This window comes from Erythrobacter aurantius (genome assembly GCF_023823125.1).
GTDB lineage: Bacteria > Pseudomonadota > Alphaproteobacteria > Sphingomonadales > Sphingomonadaceae > Erythrobacter > Erythrobacter aurantius.
The window spans coordinates 691,422-709,869 of record NZ_CP090949.1 but is presented as its reverse complement, the minus strand read 5'-3'; the positions used below and the strand labels follow the sequence as shown (position 1 = coordinate 709,869).

20 protein-coding genes are annotated in these 18,448 nt (G+C 62.3%); 10 read left to right on the top strand and 10 right to left on the bottom strand.

Annotated features, from left to right (window positions below):
- Positions 1 to 78: 78 nt before the first annotated feature.
- The 5 genes from L1K66_RS03525 (at position 79) to L1K66_RS03505 (ending at position 5,990) form a co-directional block, all read left to right on the top strand.
- Positions 79 to 954 (top strand): PIG-L deacetylase family protein, encoded by an 876-nt coding sequence (locus tag L1K66_RS03525; RefSeq protein ID WP_252259643.1) that lies wholly within the window; start codon positions 79 to 81, stop codon positions 952 to 954.
- Between the two features lie 85 nt (positions 955 to 1,039).
- Positions 1,040 to 3,589 (top strand): DNA topoisomerase (ATP-hydrolyzing) subunit B, encoded by a 2,550-nt coding sequence (gene gyrB / locus L1K66_RS03520; protein ID WP_252259642.1) that lies wholly within the window; start codon positions 1,040 to 1,042, stop codon positions 3,587 to 3,589.
- Positions 3,586 to 3,975 carry a hypothetical protein gene (locus tag L1K66_RS03515; RefSeq protein WP_252259641.1) on the top strand — a complete coding sequence of 130 codons (390 nt, stop codon included), beginning with the start codon at positions 3,586 to 3,588 and terminating at the stop codon, positions 3,973 to 3,975. The genes gyrB and L1K66_RS03515 overlap by 4 nt, the downstream gene beginning before the upstream one ends.
- Before the next feature lie 40 nt (positions 3,976 to 4,015).
- Positions 4,016 to 5,197, top strand: a complete 1,182-nt coding sequence (locus L1K66_RS03510) for an AI-2E family transporter (protein ID WP_252259640.1) — start codon at positions 4,016 to 4,018, stop codon at positions 5,195 to 5,197.
- A gap of 13 nt (positions 5,198 to 5,210) precedes the next feature.
- Complete coding sequence (locus tag L1K66_RS03505) at positions 5,211 to 5,990, top strand: M50 family metallopeptidase (protein ID WP_252260582.1); 780 nt, start codon at positions 5,211 to 5,213, stop codon at positions 5,988 to 5,990.
- Positions 5,991 to 6,008: 18 nt separating this feature from the next.
- Here the strand turns inward: L1K66_RS03505 and L1K66_RS03500 are convergent, their stop codons facing one another.
- The 3 genes from L1K66_RS03500 to L1K66_RS03490 form a co-directional block, all read right to left on the bottom strand.
- Complete coding sequence (locus L1K66_RS03500) at positions 6,009 to 6,647, bottom strand: hypothetical protein (RefSeq protein ID WP_252259639.1); 639 nt, start codon at positions 6,645 to 6,647, stop codon at positions 6,009 to 6,011.
- 111 nt (positions 6,648 to 6,758) lie between these two features.
- Positions 6,759 to 7,388 carry a lysophospholipid acyltransferase family protein gene (locus tag L1K66_RS03495; protein WP_252259638.1) on the bottom strand — a complete coding sequence of 210 codons (630 nt, stop codon included), beginning with the start codon at positions 7,386 to 7,388 and terminating at the stop codon, positions 6,759 to 6,761.
- A 482-nt stretch (positions 7,389 to 7,870) separates the two neighbouring features.
- Entirely contained in the window at positions 7,871 to 9,478 is a 1,608-nt protein-coding gene (locus L1K66_RS03490; protein ID WP_252259637.1) for a carboxyl transferase domain-containing protein, read from the bottom strand.
- A gap of 130 nt (positions 9,479 to 9,608) precedes the next feature.
- Here L1K66_RS03490 and L1K66_RS03485 point away from each other — a divergent pair, with 130 nt between their 5' ends.
- Complete coding sequence (locus tag L1K66_RS03485; protein ID WP_252259636.1) at positions 9,609 to 10,262, top strand: hypothetical protein; 654 nt, start codon at positions 9,609 to 9,611, stop codon at positions 10,260 to 10,262.
- On the opposite strand, the gene L1K66_RS03480 is transcribed toward L1K66_RS03485, so the two are convergent.
- Genes L1K66_RS03480 through L1K66_RS03455 form a run of 6 tightly spaced genes read right to left on the bottom strand, consistent with a single transcriptional unit; the run spans position 10,259 to position 13,194 of the window.
- Positions 10,259 to 10,561 carry an alkylphosphonate utilization protein gene (locus L1K66_RS03480; protein ID WP_252259635.1) on the bottom strand — a complete coding sequence of 101 codons (303 nt, stop codon included), beginning with the start codon at positions 10,559 to 10,561 and terminating at the stop codon, positions 10,259 to 10,261. The two genes, L1K66_RS03485 and L1K66_RS03480, sit on opposite strands and share 4 nt — an antisense overlap.
- Positions 10,562 to 10,613: 52 nt before the next feature.
- A complete protein-coding gene (locus tag L1K66_RS03475; protein ID WP_252259634.1) occupies positions 10,614 to 10,994 on the bottom strand; it encodes a hypothetical protein in 381 nt (126 codons plus the stop codon).
- A gap of 1 nt (position 10,995) precedes the next feature.
- Entirely contained in the window at positions 10,996 to 11,427 is a 432-nt protein-coding gene (locus tag L1K66_RS03470; RefSeq protein WP_252259633.1) for a hypothetical protein, read from the bottom strand.
- On the bottom strand, positions 11,424 to 11,783 hold the full coding sequence (locus L1K66_RS03465) for an acyl-CoA dehydrogenase family protein (protein ID WP_252260581.1): 360 nt from the start codon (positions 11,781 to 11,783) through the stop codon (positions 11,424 to 11,426). The genes L1K66_RS03470 and L1K66_RS03465 overlap by 4 nt, the downstream gene beginning before the upstream one ends.
- Complete coding sequence (locus tag L1K66_RS03460) at positions 11,675 to 12,028, bottom strand: hypothetical protein (protein ID WP_252260598.1); 354 nt, start codon at positions 12,026 to 12,028, stop codon at positions 11,675 to 11,677. Before L1K66_RS03460 ends, L1K66_RS03465 begins: the two co-directional genes overlap by 109 nt.
- On the bottom strand, positions 12,025 to 13,194 hold the full coding sequence (locus L1K66_RS03455; RefSeq protein ID WP_252259632.1) for an isovaleryl-CoA dehydrogenase: 1,170 nt from the start codon (positions 13,192 to 13,194) through the stop codon (positions 12,025 to 12,027). Before L1K66_RS03455 ends, L1K66_RS03460 begins: the two co-directional genes overlap by 4 nt.
- Positions 13,195 to 13,304: 110 nt before the next feature.
- Here L1K66_RS03455 and L1K66_RS03450 point away from each other — a divergent pair, with 110 nt between their 5' ends.
- The 4 genes from L1K66_RS03450 to L1K66_RS03435 all read left to right on the top strand — a co-directional run bounded on the left by L1K66_RS03450 (position 13,305) and on the right by L1K66_RS03435 (position 17,731).
- A complete protein-coding gene (locus L1K66_RS03450) occupies positions 13,305 to 14,864 on the top strand; it encodes a sensor histidine kinase (protein ID WP_252259631.1) in 1,560 nt (519 codons plus the stop codon).
- A gap of 67 nt (positions 14,865 to 14,931) precedes the next feature.
- Entirely contained in the window at positions 14,932 to 15,390 is a 459-nt protein-coding gene (locus L1K66_RS03445; protein ID WP_252259630.1) for a hypothetical protein, read from the top strand.
- Positions 15,391 to 15,443: 53 nt separating this feature from the next.
- Complete coding sequence (locus L1K66_RS03440; RefSeq protein WP_407931997.1) at positions 15,444 to 16,196, top strand: ATP-binding cassette domain-containing protein; 753 nt, start codon at positions 15,444 to 15,446, stop codon at positions 16,194 to 16,196.
- On the top strand, positions 16,193 to 17,731 hold the full coding sequence (locus L1K66_RS03435) for an ABC transporter permease/substrate-binding protein (protein ID WP_252259629.1): 1,539 nt from the start codon (positions 16,193 to 16,195) through the stop codon (positions 17,729 to 17,731). Before L1K66_RS03440 ends, L1K66_RS03435 begins: the two co-directional genes overlap by 4 nt.
- Positions 17,732 to 17,977: 246 nt before the next feature.
- Here the strand turns inward: L1K66_RS03435 and L1K66_RS03430 are convergent, their stop codons facing one another.
- Positions 17,978 to 18,409: a DUF2147 domain-containing protein gene (locus L1K66_RS03430; protein ID WP_252259628.1), complete on the bottom strand. Its 432-nt coding sequence runs from the start codon at positions 18,407 to 18,409 to the stop codon at positions 17,978 to 17,980.
- Positions 18,410 to 18,448 lie beyond the last annotated feature (39 nt).

The window sequence follows — 18,448 nt, the reverse complement described above, 5'->3', positions numbered from 1 at the left end:
GCGGGGCAGGGGCGATTTCTTTACGCTTGGCACCGATGATACGGGCAAAGACAAAGCCACAGACGGGGTATTGAAGGCATGAGAAATGGGCTTGGAGCGCGCTCAGCTGTATCGAAGTTGGCGATGGTGGCGCTGGCAGCAGCGACTGCGGCAGCGACCGGGGCAAGCGCGCAGCCGACACCGCCGCCCCTGCCGGATCAACCTCTGCCAGATGCGGACGTGCAGCTTGCCCGGCCTGCACAGCCGCTGCCATCGATCCTTGCGATCCTTGCCCATCCCGATGACGAGATCACCATTGCCCCCGTCCTGGCCCGAGCCGCGCGCGAAGGTAGCGAGGTAACGCTGGTGTTCGCGACCAGTGGCGATGCCGGTCCGGGCGTGAGCGGGATGGAACCGGGTGAGGAGCTCGCCGCGCTGCGCGAGGACGAGGCGCGCTGCTCCGCTTTCGCGCTGGGCGTGGTCGAGCCGATTTTCTGGCAATTGGGCGATGGCCAATTGTCGACAATGGCACGCGCGCCTGACAGCCCTGCACGCGATCTGGCGGAACGCATCGCTTCGATCATCGCGATCCAGCAACCCGGAGTGATCATGACCTGGGGCCCGGACGGCGGCTATGGTCATGCCGATCACCGCATGGTGAGCAATGCGGTAACGCAAGTGGTTCAGGCCATGGGTCACGATCGGCCCGACCTGCTCTATGCCGCGCTGCCTTCGGGCGAGGAAACCACCATCCCTGGCTTCGAGAACTGGGCAACGGTCGATCCCTCGCTTGTCACTGACCGGCTGCAGTACGAAATGGCCGATCTCGACGCCGCTCGCGCCGCGATTGATTGCCATGCCAGCCAGTTTCCCGAAACCGCCCGCACGATGCTGCCCGACCTGCTGCACCGGAATATCTGGCGCGGATCAGTGTTTTTCAGGCTCGCGCTGCCCCGATTTGAGCTGGCACATTAGACAGGCCTGATTGGGGTCGTGGAAAAGCGCCGTCATATCTGCCCCAAGAGTTGGGATTCGCCCCCCGCGCGCCTATATAATGCGCATGGAAACCAACAACTCTGACAATCAGGAAAACCCACCCGCCAAGGCCAAGACGGGCGGGGAATATGGCGCGGATTCGATCAAGGTTCTCAAAGGCCTGGATGCCGTGCGCAAGCGCCCCGGCATGTATATCGGCGACACCGATGACGGATCGGGCCTGCACCACATGGTGTTCGAGGTTTCCGACAACGCCATTGACGAGGCGCTGGCCGGGCATTGTGATCTTGTCCTGATCGAATTGAACTCCGACGGGTCGGTTTCCGTGGAGGATAACGGCCGCGGCATTCCGGTGGGCATGCACAAGGAAGAAGGCGTATCCGCCGCCGAAGTGATCATGACCCAGCTGCACGCAGGCGGAAAGTTCGAGAACACATCGGACGACAACGCCTACAAGGTTTCTGGCGGTCTGCACGGCGTGGGCGTTTCGGTGGTCAACGCGCTGTCTGAATGGCTCGAGCTGACGATCTGGCGCGAAGGCAAGGAACACTGGATGCGGTTCGAGCATGGCGATGCCGTCGCCCCGCTCGAAGTGAAAGGCGATGCACCCAAGGTCGATCAGAACCCTGACGACAACGGCTTCAAGAAGGGAACTCGGGTCACCTTCAAGGCCTCGCACGACACTTTCAAGAACGTTACCGAATTCGATTTCGACAAACTTGAGCACCGCTATCGCGAGCTCGCCTTCCTCAATTCCGGCGTGCGCATCCTCCTGCGCGACAAGCGGCACGAGGAAGTGCTGGAGCACGACCTGTATTACGAGGGCGGGATCGCGGCCTTCGTGAAATGGCTTGATCGCAACAAGGATGCCCTGATCGGCGATCCGATTTCGGTGTCGGCGGAAAAGGACGGCATCGGAATCGACGTCGCGCTGGAATGGAACGACAGCTATTACGAAAACGTCCTGTGCTTCACCAACAACATCCCGCAGCGTGACGGCGGCACACATCTGGCCGCATTCCGCGCTGCGCTGACCCGTACGCTCAACAATTACGCCGATCGTTCGGGCATGCTCGGCAAGGCCAAGGTCTCGCTTTCGGGCGAGGACATGCGCGAAGGGCTGACCGCGATCGTCAGCGTCAAGCTGCCCGATCCGAAATTCTCCTCGCAGACCAAGGACAAGCTGGTTTCGTCCGAGGTTCGCCAGCCGCTCGAAAGCCTGATGGGCGAAAAGATGAACGAATGGCTGGAGGAAAATCCCAATGAAGCCAAGGCGATCATCCAGAAGATCATAGACGCCGCCGCCGCGCGTGAAGCCGCCCGGCGCGCGCGCGAAATGAGCCGCAAGGGCGCGATGAGCGTTGCCTCGCTGCCCGGCAAGCTGGCCGATTGCCGCGAACGCGATGCGACCAAGGCCGAAATCTTCCTGGTCGAGGGTGATTCCGCAGGCGGATCGGCCAAGGGCGGGCGTGACAGCCAGTACCAGGCGATCCTGCCGCTGAAGGGCAAGATCCTGAATGTCGAACGCGCCCGGTTTGACCGGATCATTTCGTCCAAGGAAGTCGGCACGCTGATCCAGGCGATGGGCACCGGCATCCGCGACGAATTCGACCTCGAAAAGCTGCGCTATCACAAGATCGTGATCATGACCGACGCAGACGTCGACGGGGCGCATATCCGCACGCTGCTGCTCACCTTCTTCCACCGCCAGATGCCCGAAATCGTCAAGGCGGGGCACCTCTTCATCGCCCAGCCGCCACTGTTCAAGGTCGCCAAGGGCCGGAGCGAGGTTTATCTCAAGGATCAGGGCGCGCTGGATCGCTATCTGGTCGATGCCGGATTGCAAGGTCGGGTGCTGGAAACCGCGGGCGGCGCGCGCTCGGATGCTGACCTGCGCGAAATCGTCGATCAGGCGCTGCGGCTGAAGAACATGATGGGCTTTGTCCCGCGCCGCTATGACACGGGAATCATCGAACAGATGGCGCTTTGCGGTGCGCTCGATCCCAAGCTTGGCGATGGCGAAAGGCTCGCTGTGCTCGAAGCAGCCGCTGCAAAGCTGCAGGCGGGCGATGCCGATGCGACATGGAGCGTGCGCGTGCTTGAAAGCGGCACGGTGCAATTCTCGCGGCTATGGCGCGGCGTCACTGACGTCCACGAAATCGAAGGCCGCTTCCTCACCAGCACCGAAGCGCACAAGCTGCATTCGATCGCCGGGCCGCAAGCCGAGACCTATGAAAGCGCGGTGCGTCTGGTGAAGGCCGGCGATGTGCAGGATGACGAGCCCGAAGCCGACGAGGCGGAAGGCGAGACCGAAGACACCGGCACCGCTATCTCCGAGGACGCGATCACCCGCCCGAGCCAGTTGCTCGACGCGGTGCTCGCCGCCGGGCGCAAGGGTCTATCGATCAGCCGCTACAAAGGGCTGGGGGAAATGAACCCCGAACAGCTGTGGGAGACCACGCTCGATCCGGAAAACCGGGTGCTGTTGCAGGTCAAGGTCGAGGATGCCGACGTCACCGATGAAATCTTCACCCGCCTGATGGGCGACGTTGTCGAACCCCGGCGCGAATTCATCCAGAACAACGCTCTCAACGTCGCGAACCTCGACGTGTGAACGCGCTGGCCGCCCTCGCGGTGGTCTTGCTTGGCGCAGCATGGCTGGTCTTCGTCGCGGCGGTGTGTGCCATGCGGCCGGATGCGGCGCGCGACGGGCTTGCGCAGATGGGCGCGAACTGGCGGATGCAATTGGGTGAGCATGTGCCTCGCGCCGTGGTGGGAGCCGCGCTGATCCTGCGTGCCGCACACTCGAAGGCGCCAATGCTGTTCGAAGTCGGCGGCTGGTTCATTCTGGCCAGCTCGATCCTGATCCTTCTGTTGCCGATGCGCTGGCACCACGCCTATGCCGTGTGGTGGGCCGATCGGATTCCCTTGTCCGTCTACCGGCTGTTCGCGCTGCCGACTGCGGCGGCTGGCGCGATGCTGGCTTATGCCGCCCTCTAGGGACTTGATGTTTCGCTGCTAAAGCCCGACATCATCGGAAATGTCAGAAGCCGAACCCAACGACACATCCGCGCTCGAACACTGGAGCTTCCTGCTGCTGCTGGCGGCGGTGTCTTTCCTTTTAATGTGGGTAGCGTGGCCGTTTGCAGCACCGATCATGTGGTCGGCGCTCGCCGCGATCATGTTCCAGCCGTTGTACCGATGGTCGCTCAGGAAAACGCGGGGCAAACGCAACCTCGCGGCTTCACTCGCCCTGACGATCATCTTTATCGCGGTGCTTCTGCCTGCCTTGTTGATCGGATCACTGGTGATCAACGAAGCCTTGGCACTGGTGAACAACTTCCGAGAAAACCCGATCGATATCGTCGCATGGTACGAAAGCATTTATGCCTTGCTGCCGGCCACGCTTCAGCAATTGATCGAGGATAACGGCTGGACCGACGTCTCTTTCCTGCAGGAGCGGTTGCAGGGCATTCTCGGTGACAGCGCCGGTATGCTGGCCAGTCAGGCGGTGTCCATCGGCAGCGGCGCATTCGGCTTTTTCCTCAGCTTCGGCCTCGGCCTTTACGTCCTGTTTTTCCTGCTGCGCGATGGCGGGCGGATTGGCGAGACGATCCTGCATTCCGCGCCGATCGAGCGGGAGATTGCCGATCTTCTGGCCGAACGTTTCCTCGGCATCGTGCGCGCCGTGATCAAGGGGTCGGGCGTAGTCGGTCTTATCCAGGGCGCGCTGGGCGGCATCATGCTGGCGATTGCGGGCGTGCCCTCGCCGCTGTTGCTGGGCGTGCTGATGGCGATCCTCGCCTTGATCCCGGCAGTCGGCACGGCGTTGGTCTGGGCTCCCGCGGGCATATGGCTGATCGTGGTCGGTGAAGTGTGGCAGGGCGTTTTCGTGCTGGGAGCGGGTTTCCTCATCATCAGCAGCGTCGACAATGTCCTGCGCCCGATTCTGGTCGGGCGGGACACCGGGATTCCCGACTGGATCATCCTGATCACGACGCTGGGAGGAATTTCGCTCGCAGGGTTTTCAGGGATAGTGCTCGGGCCGCTGGTGGCAGGGCTGTTCCTTGCCAGCTGGGGCATTTTGCAGGAACAGCGCGCCGAAGACGAAGAGGCGAGGGCAAAATATCGCGCCCGCGTCGATGTCGACGGCAGGGCGCTCCCCCCGGAGGACGACAACGCCGCCGACAATCAACCCCAAGCCGCGATGCGGGAAGGCTGAACCGGTGCAGTCGATGGTGGAGCCGGGCAGTCAGGCGGAGCAGGTCGGCCGCCTGATCCTTGCCGGTTTCATCGTGATCGCGCTGCCCTCGCTGCCGCTCGGCACCTATCTGATCTATCCCTTCGCGATCCTGACAACGTGGTTTCACGAGATGGGCCACGGGCTCAGCGCGCTGATCATGGGCCAGCGGTTTGATCAGCTGATGATTTTCGCCGACGGTTCGGGGGTTGCGCAAAGCGCGGTGGCGCATGACGCATCGCCATTCGTCCATGCCGCGATTGCCGCGGGCGGACCGCTCGCGCCGAGCCTGTTCGGCGCCGCTCTGATCCTCGCGAGCGCGCATCAGCGGCTGTGGCGGCCAACCTTGTGGGTGAGCGCGATCCTGATCTTCGCCTCGGTCATCATCTATGTCCGCTCGGCCGTGGGCTATGCCGTGCTGCCGCTGATCGCGGCGGGGCTGGCGGTGATCGCGTGGAAGGCTCCGGACGGGGTGGCGCGCTTCACGCTGCAATTCCTCGGTATCCTTGGCGCGATGAGCATGCTGCGCGACTGGAACTACCTGTTTTCGGAAAGCGCCATGATCGACGGGCGCGAGATGCTGTCCGACACCGGCCAGATCGAAGCCTCGCTTTTTCTGCCGCACTGGTTGTGGGCGATCCTGCTGATCGCCGTGTCTGCCGTGCTGGTGGGGGCCAGCCTCAAATACGCGCTGGCGGAAAAACGGCGGATCAGGCTTCAGCCAAAGCCGCCTGCCAATGTCCTGCAATTCCGGCGCACACCACGCGACAAATAGCGCGGCGGCCCCGGCGGTTCAGGACGCGACCCGGATCGTGTTGAGCCCGCGCGCCTGTGTTCCGGTTTCGCCGGAAAGCCCGATGAAGATCGTGTCGATGATCCGCGCCAGCTTCTCTTCGGACAGTTTGGGCGCGATGTAGATCAGCGAATCCGGCAGCGTGTAGGGCGACACCATCTGGTTGATCAGCGACAGCGCCTCGTCGATTTCCAGCCCGGCGAAATACCCGTCCGCCTGCGCCTGCACGATGATTTCGCACAGATAATGATCGGCCAGATCGACATAGCTGCGCACCCGTTCGAAATTAGCCGCGCCCATTTCGCACAGCATCCGGAAATTCTCGGGGTCTTCGCGAAAACGATCGCGCGAGATGACGAAGCGCCTGCGGAAGAATTCGTACATCTTGCGATTGGGCGGAAGATCGGTGTCGAGCACCTCTTCCATCACCTTCATGTGCGGGGCGAGCCAGATCGCGGCGACCGCATCGAACAGGTCGTCATAATCCCCGAACACCCATTCGAACCGGCTGCGCGACAGCCCGCTTTCGCTCTGGGCGACCGAATAGGAAATCTCCGTCCCCCGCGCCTTGACGAGATCGAGCACCATGCTCGCAATGCGCTTGCGCTCCTGCTTGCGGGTCTCTTCGCTCAAGGGCATGGGGCGGGGATCCTCCTGATTTCGGCCCTAGATAGGGGAAGGGGCCGTCATCTTAAAGGCATAGCACAGAATTTTGTGCGACGCAGCATCCCGCCGCGCAGCTTGGCGATTTCAGATGTCGTTGCGCCCCGCAATGATATCGCGCGCCTGTTGTTCCAGCACCATGAACCGCTCGTAATCGGGCAGTTTGGAGCGGAACCATTCGGCCAGCTTGAGCAGGTCTTCGCCGTAATTGCCCGTCGGGATCATGGGTTCGCCGAAACTGATGATCATCTTTTCATTGTCGGCGCATGCCGGGACGATCGGCACACCCGCCGCGCGGGCGATGTTGTAGAACCCCGATTTCCACTTCCCGTCCGAAGACCGCGTTCCTTCGGTGGCGATCACCAGCGCCAATTCGTTGCGGCGCTCGAATTCGGCCTGCATCTGCTCGACGACATTGGCGCGCTTCGTCCGGTCCACCGCGATGCCGCCCATGTCGAGCATGAAGTTCTTCATGATCCCCTGAAACAGCGTGTGCTTGCCCATGAAATTGGGCTGCACCTGTTCATGCTTGGTCGCGCCCGCAAAGAACACGAAATCCCAGTTGGACGTATGCGGCGCGCCGGCGATGACGTATTTCTTGAGGTTCTTGGGCAGGTGCCCTTCGATCTTCCAGCCCTTCCACTTGTACAGGAACAGGATGATCCGGTTCACGATCCGCGAAAGCAGCGTGACGTTACGGGTTTCGTTGTGTTTCAAGCGTGGTCCCTCTCTCGCTTTTACGTCTGACCTTATTCGGGGGAGTTACGCAAGGGAAAGCGTGGGGGGATTTAGGGTCGCACCGATTCGTTTAGCCAATCTGGTCCGGATTTCGCTCGCATTCGCGCCTCAGCGTATGAAAGAACCAATCCGCGATCATTCTCAACAGCAAGCGACGGAAGATCGGGAAGCGCCAAAAGCGCGGCGTTGCCAATCGCAGGCGGCCCGTAGGTTACGGAAAGCATCCAGCGCGGCTCGCCGATTATCGCCCGAATTCGTGTTCTCACCTCTTCCTCGAAGAAGGCCCAAGTGTGCCCTTTCCGAACTTCCTCGATGTTGAGGATTATCCGGTCTCCGAAGAATCGAATGTAATGACATTCCTGATCGCCCTCTGCCGCTCCACCCTGAGCCAGGAAGGCATTGAGGATATCATCGCGCGGAAGTTCAAGCGGGCTGAACAGAAAAAAGTCCGAGGACATCCATTACATCCGGAACACACCAAACGCAGGTCGTTCCGCAATCGGCGCCTCAAGACACGCCGCGAACGCCAGACCCAGCACGTCGCGGGTCTGTACCGGGTCGATCACCCCGTCGTCCCACAGCCGCGCGGTGGCGTAGTAGGGGTTGCCTTCGTCTTCGTATTTCTGGCGGATCGGGGCCTTGAACGCCTCGGCCTCTTCGGGTGTCCATTTGTCCGCGTCGCGGTGGACGGTAGCGAGGACGCTGGCCGCCTGCTCCCCACCCATCACCGAAATGCGCGCATTGGGCCAAGTGAACAGGAAACGGGGCGAGTAGGCGCGCCCGCACATGCCGTAATTGCCCGCGCCGAAGCTGCCGCCGATCACCACGGTGACTTTCGGCACGGTCGCGGTGGCGACGGCGGTGACGAGCTTCGCGCCATGCTTGGCGATGCCTTCCGCCTCATACTTCCCGCCGACCATGAAGCCGCTGATGTTCTGGAGAAAGAGGAGCGGAATGCGCCGCTGGCAGGCGAGTTCGATAAAATGCGCGCCCTTTTGCGCGCTCTCGCTGAACAGCACGCCGTTATTGGCGAGGATCGCCACCGGCATTCCCCAGATATGGGCAAAGCCGCAGACCAGCGTCGATCCGTAATGCGCCTTGAACTCGTGGAATTCGCTGCCGTCCACCAGCCGCGCGATCACTTCCTTTACGTCATAGGGTGCGCGCACATCCTCGGGGATGAGGGCGTAGAGGTCTTCCGCGTCGAATTTCGGCGGGCGCGGGTCTTTCAGCGCCACATCTTTCGCCGCAGCCGTGTTCGCGCCCAGCTGGCTGACGATATCGCGCACGATGGTGAGCGCATGCTCGTCATTCTCGGCAAGGTGATCGACCACGCCCGATTTCTTCGCGTGCAAATCACCGCCGCCCAAGTCTTCGGCGCTGATCTCCTCGCCCGTCGCGGCCTTCACCAACGGCGGGCCTGCGAGGAAGATCGTCCCCTGATTGCGCACGATCACTGTCTCGTCGGACATGGCGGGCACATAGGCGCCCCCGGCGGTGCAGCTGCCCATCACGCAGGCGATCTGCGGGATGCCGAGTGCGGACATGTTCGCCTGATTGAAGAAAATGCGCCCGAAATGCTCGCGATCGGGGAAGACCTCCGCCTGATAGGGCAGGTTCGCGCCGCCGCTGTCGACAAGATAGATGCACGGCAGGCGGTTTTCCTGCGCGATCTCCTGCGCGCGCAGGTGCTTCTTGACCGTCATCGGGTAATACGATCCGCCTTTGACGGTCGGATCGTTGCAGACGATCATCACCTGACGGCCCGAAACGCGCCCGATCCCGCAGATCATCGACGCGCCGGAAACATCGCCTTCATACATGCCGTTTGCGGCAAGCTGTCCCACTTCGAGGAAGGGCGAGCCCGGATCGAGCAGCCGCTCGACCCGCTCACGGGGGAGCAGTTTCCCGCGTGAGACATGCCGCTCGCGATGCTTTTCCGGCCCGCCCAGCGCGGCTTCGGCAACAGCGGCGCGAAGATCGCTCGCAAGCGCGTGGTTGTGCGCAAACCGCGCCTTGGCTGCCGGGTCTTCGCGGTCGAGCTTGGTGGTGAGAACGGGTGCGGTCATGGAGGATCGACTAGCCGCACTTCGTTTGATTGCCAACTCGTTGTGTTGAGGGGGGCGTTAAGCATTGTGCTTGCGACAAAGCTAACCAATTCGCGGCATGCGATCGCAAGGCCCACAGAAAGGAACCATCATGAAAAAACGTTTCCTTACTATGCTTGCCCTGCTTTCAGTCCCAAGCGTCGCCCAGGCGGATGTACGCGCAACATATTCCGACGGTTCGGTGATCGAGATCAACGACGAGGGAGCGATGCGCGGAAACCTCGTCAGCGAAGGGAAATGGCTGCTCCATGTCGAGGGCGCTGATTATCTGCTCGTTAATGACGGCGGGGCAATCCGGGTACTGGACCCTGTCATCGTCGAACAGGTTGCCAACACCTACACCCCGGAACTGTTTACGATGATCCTTGGTGAAGTACCGCCGCTTGCCGCCCATCCCGTCGGCGATGTCATGATCGATGGCCGCCCGGCAACCGGGTATCGCATCGACGATGAACGCAATGTCTCATTCGCGATCAGCAACGACCCCTCCCTCAGCGGGATCGGTGAGGCCATCACTCACCAGTTCCGCATATGGACTTTCATGCAAGGACCGCTCGGAAGTCTGGCGGCTCCACTTGCCGACATGCTTGCCAGTGGCACCGCCGTGCGCGTCGGAAATGTTGATCTGGTGAGTGTAGAGGAAGTCGAAATCGATGAGACCAATTTCGCTGTTCCGGGAGAGCCGCTTGACTGGTTTGCGACCGAAGAAGTGATGCTGCGGTTAGGACTGATAAAGGTCGGCTAGCGTTTCTTTACGAATTCGGCACGCAGGACGAGGCCTTTGATGCCGGGATATTTGCAATCGATCTCCTGGCTGTGACCTGTCAGCCGGATCGACTTGATCAGCGTGCCCTGCTTGAGCGTTTGTCCCGCGCCCTTCACCTCAAGATCCTTGATGAGCGTCACGGCATCGCCGTCAGCCAGCAGATTGCCCACCGCGTCGCGCACTTCGACGATGTCTTCTGCTGCCTGACGCGTGGCGAATTCGCTGGCTGGCATCCATTCGCCCGATGCTTCGTCATAGACGTAATCTTCGTCGCTCATCGCGCAGCTCCGGTCAGCCTGGCATTGGGCTCTTTCAAAAGAACGGGTGCGGTCATTGTTTCTCTTGCCTCTCCTTGCCCCGCCAATGCTCCCATGCGGCGAAAAACACAAACGCGGCAAAGACGCTTTGCAGGGCAAGGCTGAAATAGAATTCCTCATAGCCTGCGATGAAGGCGGTAAAGCCGTTCACCAGCACATTGGACGCCATGATGGCGACACCCAGCCACACGCCAATCCCCTCGACCTTCGGCACCCGCACCCAGATCAGCACGGCGGCGAGCGGATCGAGGAACGTCAGGCTGGTCCAGTAGAGGTTCCACGGCAGCGGGCGGAAATCATAGGGCAGCCAGCCGCCGTGATAGAGATCGAGCGAATGGGTGATCGTCCCGATCAGAAACCCGACAGTCCAGATGATCCGGGCGATGGTGGGCATCTCAGAAAACTTCCGGCCATTCGAGATTGTTGCTGTCAGTCCAAGCGAGACTGGCGGGCGCGGCCACGGGGCAATTCAGGAATTCGGCTATTGCCCGCACGGCCTCTTCACCGCTGACGAGGCTGCTGGCCGGGACGGTCGCTTCTGCATCGCTTTCCAGCCAGCCCTCCGCATGCTCCTTGCCTTGCGAGTACCACATGGAATTCGCCATTGGCTGCTGCTGGCTGTAAATATCATAGGCCAGCGAAAAGCCGTGCCCGCCGATGGCCTCAATCATCAGCGTGCGGCGCTCACCACCATCTTCTGCAAATTGGAGCGTGCCATAGTCGCCCGGCTGCAATTCTTGGCACGACCCGGTGTCAATCGCCTCACGAAGTGCGACTGCATCGATCGGCCTGCCGCCGAGCAGCAAGGTCGAGTGGAAACCGCTCAACCCGCAGCCCCGATCAGCTCACGTCCGATCAGCATCCGGCGGATTTCGTTCGTGCCTGCACCGATGTCGAGCAGCTTCGCGTCGCGCATGTAGCGTTCCACCGGCCAGTCGGTGGTATAGCCCGCCCCGCCCAGCGCTGCTTCGGCAACAGCGGCGCGAAGATCGCTCGCATGCGCCTTGTTATGCGCAAACCGCGCCTTGGCTGCCGGGTCTTCGCGGTCAAGCTTGGTGGTCAGATCGGGTGCGGTCAAAACACCTCTCCAGCGAGAATCAAAAGTCCGATTAGAGACAGCAGAAAGCCGCCTGGATGCTTGGCCTTCATCATGGCCAGATTTGTAAGTCCAAGCACAAGCCACAAGCCACCTGTTGCCCATACTAGCAATTCTGGCGTTTCCGGCAGAACGAGGATGAGTGCGGTCAGCAAAAAGAACCCGCTGGAGGAGTGCCAGCCAAACCGAGTGATCCCTTGGGTCATCGGGTCCCTGATAAACGGATCATCAACCGCAAGGGTTGGCTCGATCAGCTTCTTCTCGCCCAACAAAGAATGGAAGATTGTCGCAACGACGATCAAGCCGGCTGCGATTATGTGAAGCCAGCTCACCCCGCAGCCCCGATCAATTCGCGCCCGATCAGCATACGCCTGATCTCGTTCGTCCCAGCGCCAATGTCGAGCAGCTTCGCGTCGCGCATGTAGCGTTCGACCGGCCAATCGGTGGTATAGCCCGCACCGCCCAGCGCCTGAACGCTCTCGGCGGCGACGCGGAAGGCGTTCTCGCTCGCGAGCAGGATTACCCCTGCCGCATCAAATCGCGTCGTCTGCCCGGCGTCGCAGGCCTTCGCCACCGCATAGGTGTAGGCGCGGGCCGATTGCAGGGCGACGTACATGTCGGCGACCTTGGCCTGCATGAGCTGGAAGCTGCCAATCGGCTTCCCGAACTGCTTCCTCTCGCGCAGGTAGGGGATCACCGTGTCGAGGCACGCTTGCATGATGCCAAGCTGCAATCCGGCGAGCACCACGCGTTCATAATCCAGCCCGCTCATCAGCACGCCGACGCCGCCGTTCAGCGGGCCCATGATGCGTTCCTCAGGGATGAAGCAGTCGTTGAACACCAGCTCGGCTGTGGGCGAGCCCTTCATGCCGACCTTGGAAATCTTCTGGCCGATGGAAAAACCCTCGTCGCCTTTCTCGATCAGGAAGGCGGTAATGCCGCGCGATCCGGCGTGGCCGTCGGTCTTGGCATAGACCACCAGCGTATCGGCTTCGGGTGCGTTGGTGATCCAGAACTTGGTGCCGTTGAGAACGTATCCGCCCTGCACTTCGTCGGCCTTCAACTTCATCGAGACCACGTCGCTACCCGCTCCGGCTTCGGACATGGCGAGGCTGCCGACATGTTCGCCGCTGATCAGCTTGGGCAGATACTTGGCCTTCTGCTCGTCATTCCCCCAGCGGCGGATCTGGTTGAGGCACAGGTTCGAATGCGCGCCATAGGACAGGCCGAGCGAAGCCGAGGCGCGGCTGACTTCCTCCACCGCGATCACGTGTTCGAGATAGCCGAGGCCGAGCCCGCCGTCTTCTTCCTCGACGGTGATGCCGTGCAGGCCCAACTCGCCCATCGCCTGCCAAAGCTCCGCGCGGGGAAAGTAATCGTCACGGTCGATCCGTTCCGCCAGCGGCGCGATCTGTTCATCGGCGAACCGCGCGGTGGTGTCGCGGATCATCTCGGCCGCTTCGCCAAGCTGGAAGTCGAAATCGGGGGTGGCGCGCATGATATGTTCTCTGACAGGCAATGATTGTTCGGTATCTAGCGCGCATAGCAACACCCCGATCAAACGCCAATGCCCGCGCAACACCGTTTGACGGCAATCGCGCGTGCTGTATGTCCACATGCGGGATACCTCTGGAGCGCCATGCAAGGAGCGAACCGCTGAACTTTTCCGAACCACGGCCATGGCCCACGGGCACCCCTCCGGCAAAAGATTTCTGCAAGGAGGACGAACGGCTCGTCATCCTCTCCGGCTTTCATGCCGATGATCTGTCCGGCGATGAGGAACTGGCCCGCATCACCCGCTTTGCCGCGCGCCTGTGCAACGCGCCCAGTGCGGCTGTCAGCCTGGTCGAGGCGCACCGCCAGCGTTTCGTCACGGGTGAAGGGATAGGCGTATCGGAAACACCGCGCTCCACCAGCTTCTGCGCGCATACCATGCTGGGCCATGATCTGCTCGAAGTGCTGGACGCGACGCAGGACCCGCGCTTCGCCGAATTCGCGATGGTGCGCGGCGATGCACATCTGCGCTACTATGCCGGGGCGCCGCTGATTTCGGCGGAGGGGGCGCCGCTTGGCGCGCTGTGCGTGACCGACACTGTCCCTCGCAGCGAACCTCTGTCCGACTTCCAGCGCGAAGGGCTGGCGGTGTTGGCCGAGGCGGTGATGCGACGCCTGCATGCACACCGTCAGGCCAACATGGCCGATAGCGAGCTGAAGGAGAGCGCCGACCGGCTGCAATTCATGCTCGACAGCGTGCCCGATATCGCATGGTCAGCAGCGCCCGGCCCGCATTTCGATTACTTCAACGCGCGCTTCAGCGAAGTCACCGGGCGGGCCCCGCTGCAAGACGTGGAGGACTGGCGCACGATCATCCATCCCGACGATTTCGAAGCCACCGCGATCAAGTTCCAGCACGCTCTGGATACGGCCACCTTCTTCGAGGACGAATGGCGGCTGCGCCTTGCCGACGGCAGCTTTCGCTGGGTCATCTCGCGCGCCGTCCCGTCAACCGCCGATCCGGCCACCGCGCGCTGGTTCGGCACGCTCACCGATATCCATGATCGCTTCAGCATCTCGCAGGAGCGCGAATTGCTGGCGGGAGAGCTGGCGCACCGGATCAAGAACATCTTTTCGGTGATCACCGGTCTGATCTCGCTCAACGCACGCGGCGACAAGGCGCTGTCCGAATTCGCCGCCAGCATCACCGACAATATCCGCGCGCTTTCGCGGGCGCAGGACTTCGCTCTCAACATCGATCCCGAACCCGAAGACAACCTCAAGGAACTGCTCGGCGTCTTGATGTCGCCTTATGGGGTGGGGGATTCCAGCGCGGTGATCATTACCGGCGACAATGTCATCACCGGCGCACGTGCGACGACACCGCTGGCGCTCGTGTTCCACGAACTGGCAACCAATTCCGCCAAGTATGGCGCGCTGAGCGTTGCCGAGGGTGCGGTTTCGATCACCATCGAACAAGCCGATGCCGACGTGCGGATCGAATGGCGCGAAACCGGCGGGCCGCCAACGCAGCCGCCGCAGGACAAGGGCTTCGGATCGCGGCTCGTCACGATGGCGATCGAGCATCAATTGGGAGGCAAGATCGCACAGGATTGGCAACCGGACGGCCTGATCACGCACATCTCGATACCGGCTGCACGGCTGCGCCAATGAGACCTGCGCTGCCGGCGCGAACGCGGAACTTGGCGGATTGCCATTTCGCTTATAGGCTTGTGCGGCAATGCGCCTGAACTCACCGACGATCCTGCCGCTGCTGGCCACCGTCTTTGCCGTATCCGCCTGCGCGGCCGGGGACGAAGACAACTCCGCCCCTGCCGAAACACAAGCCCCTGCGCCAGACGACAAAGCCGAACGGCGAGGCCGCGACATTTCCTTTTCCGAAACCGCCTGGCTGACGGTGGGTGTGGACGGCGCGGTGCAGACAACCTTCTTTGATGCCGACGGACGCTATCGCGATCTGCGCAACGGCACTCTGGCAGCCCAGGGCGGCTGGGAACGCCGCGGCGATGGGATGCTGTGCTTTGAGCCGGACACCGGGAGCGGGGCGTGCTGGGATACCGGGCCGGTTGACGACAAGGGCGAGGCAATCGCCACCGACACCGCCGGAAAGCGCATCGCCATCAAACGCGTTTCCTATATCGCTCCTGCCGCCTCCGATGCTGCGGAAGCAGGCGACTGAAGGGGCATCCCATCAGCGACACCGTCCAATCCGGCAGCGTCCCTGACGCGATCCTGACTTTCGATCAGGTTGAACGCCACTATGGCGACGTGGTGGCGGTGGGCGGCGTCAGTTGCTCTGTGACGAAGGGCAGCTTTGTTGCTCTGGTCGGATCGTCGGGCTCGGGCAAATCGACCTTGCTCAAGATGGTCAACACGCTGGTGACACCCACCGGTGGTCGGGTGCGGTTCGGCGGTGAGGACGTGACCGCGATGAAGCAATCGCAATTGCGCCGCCGGGTCGGTTACGTCTTTCAGGGCATCGGCCTGTTCCCGCATTTCAGTGTTGGCGAGAATATCGCTATCGGCCCGCGGCTCGCCGGTGAGAAACTTGCCGCTGACCGTATCGCGGAACTGCTGACGCTGGTCGAACTGGAACCGGAGATGGCAAGCCGGATGCCGGATGAACTCTCTGGCGGGCAGCGCCAGCGGGTTGGCGTCGCGCGGGCGCTGGCGGGCGATCCGGAACTGCTGATCATGGACGAACCCTTCGGCGCGCTTGACCCGATCACGCGTGCCGCGCTGGGCCAGAAGGTGCGCGAGCTGCACGACACGCTCGGCCTGACGACGATCATGGTCACGCATGACATGGCCGAAGCCCTGCTGCTGGCGGACCGGGTGATGGTGATGAGCCAGGGTGAACTGGTCGCTGACGAAACCCCGCGCGCCCTGCTCGGCGGTGCCGGAGGCGAGATCGCGCAAGGGCTGGTCGCCGTCCCGCGCGAACAGGCGGAACGGCTCGCGGCGATGGAGCGGCGCGCACCGTGATCGAGATTTTCGAAACCCTGCTCGGCCTTGGCGACAAGCTGGCGGCCCATGTCGTGCTCGCCGCGAGCGCTATCGGGCTCGGCATTCTGGTGGCACTGCCGCTCGCGGTCTGGGCCAGCCGTTCGCCTGCCGTCTCGCGCATCGCGCTGGGCTTTGCCAGCCTTGTCCAGACCATTCCGGCGCTGGCGCTGCTGGCGCTGTTCTTCCCGATCCTGCTCAGTCTGCGCGCAGTCTTCGGCGAAGACCTGCCCACGCTCGGCTTCCTGCCTGCCCTGCTCGCGCTGGCGCTCTATGCGCTGCTGCCGATCCTGCGCAACGCGGTGACGGCGCAGGCCAATCTCGATCCCGGCGTGCTTGAAGCGGCGGACGGCGTCGGCATGACAGGCTGGCAGAAGCTCACCCTAGTCGAAGCGCCGCTGTCCGCGCCCTTCATCATGGCCGGCATCCGCACCGCGAGCGTGTGGACCATCGGCGCGGCCACGCTTTCGACCACGATCGGCCAGCCGAGCCTTGGCGATCCGATCTTTGCCGGGCTCCAGACCCAGAACTGGGCGCTTGTCGTGGCAGGTTGCCTTGCGAGCGCTGGCCTTGCGCTGGTTGCCGACTGGCTGCTGTGGTGGATCGAACGCGGCATTGACGAACGCAAGCGGTGGAAGTGGCTGGGCGCGCTGATCGCCGTGGTGGCCGGAGTGACAGCGGCGCTGGCCTACCAGTCGGGCGGTGATGACGAAGACACCATCGTGATCGCGTCCAAGCAATTTTCCGAGCAATACATCCTCGCCAAGCTGATCGGTTCGCAGCTTGAGGCGGCGGGCTACACCGTCGAATATCGCGACGGACTGGGATCGGCGGTGGTGCACAGCGCTGTCGCTTCCTCCAGCATCGACATCTCGGTCGATTACACCGGCACGATCTGGACCAACGAGCTGCGCCGCAACGACAATCCCGGGCGTGAGGCGATGTATGCAACCATCGTCGAATGGGAACGCGCGAACACCGGCATCCGGGTGCTGGGGCGGCTCGGGTTTGAAAACGCCTATGCCTTCGCCATGCGCGAGGATCGCGCCGCCGAACTGGGCGTGACCTCGCTTGAGGAACTTGTGCCCTATGCGCCGCAGCTGACCGTCGGCGGCGATCCCGAATTCTTCGAGCGGCCCGAATGGATTTCGGTGCGCGATGCCTATGGGATGCGCTTTGGCGAAACCCGCAATTTCTCGCCCACCTTCATGTACAACGCGCTGAAATCGGGCGAGGCCGACGTGATCAGCGCCTACACCTCCGACGGGCGGATCGCGGCGGACCGGCTGGTGGTGCTGAGCGACCCGCGCGAGGCGCTGCCCAGCTATGACGCGATGCTGATGCTGTCACCGCGTATCGCCGAAGACGAAGGCATCGCCCGCGCGCTTGAGCCGCTGGTGGGCGCGATTTCGGTGGAGGCCATGCGCGAGGCCAATTTCGCCGTGGACCGCGAAGGTGAAGGCAAATTGAACCCGACCGAGGCCGCCCGCGAACTGGCGCGCAAGATCGGGCTGTAACCCCCCGCAGCCTTCATTGCTGCACCTGCGAGGGAAATTGACAAAGCCGACACAGTGTCAGCCGCCTATGTCCGGATCAAACTGTTGGTTTGAAAGGGCAAATGGGGCTTCAATCGAAATTGACACATATCCTATTTTAAAAAAATTCCCCGGCCCTCAAAGCCCGCCGAGAACCAACAAATTGAAAGAGCCGGTATGACCGTAACCGAACCGGCGAGAGTAGGAAAATGATCTAGGGTCAGGACCCTAACGCGCCCGGCGCCAGGTCTGCGCCTGACAGAACGGCCCGATGCAGCCGCGCACCTCGATCGTGTCAGGGCCGGTGCGGCGGATCACGGAACGATAGCTGCGCCCCGACTTGGGATCGTAGATGCGCCCGCGCCACAAATCCGATTCCTGGCGAAACTCGGTCAGGATCGGCAGCCCGAGCAGCTTTCGGCTGCGCAGCCGGGTTTCGGGATTGTTGATGTCGCGCTGATCCGCGCCATCGGGCGGTGGAACCAGAAACCGCGAAATCGTGCCGCAGGTGGTGTTGCCGCAGGGCTTGATCTCGACAATCGCGTCGCGCTCTGCAGTCACCCAGCGGCCCGAAATCGGCTCTGCCGCGACGGCATTGGTGACGGTGATCATCATCGCGGCAATCGCCGTCAGCAACCCCATCAACATGCGTGCCATCATTGCCGGATCTCCTGAGCGTGCGGACAGAATACGCCGGGA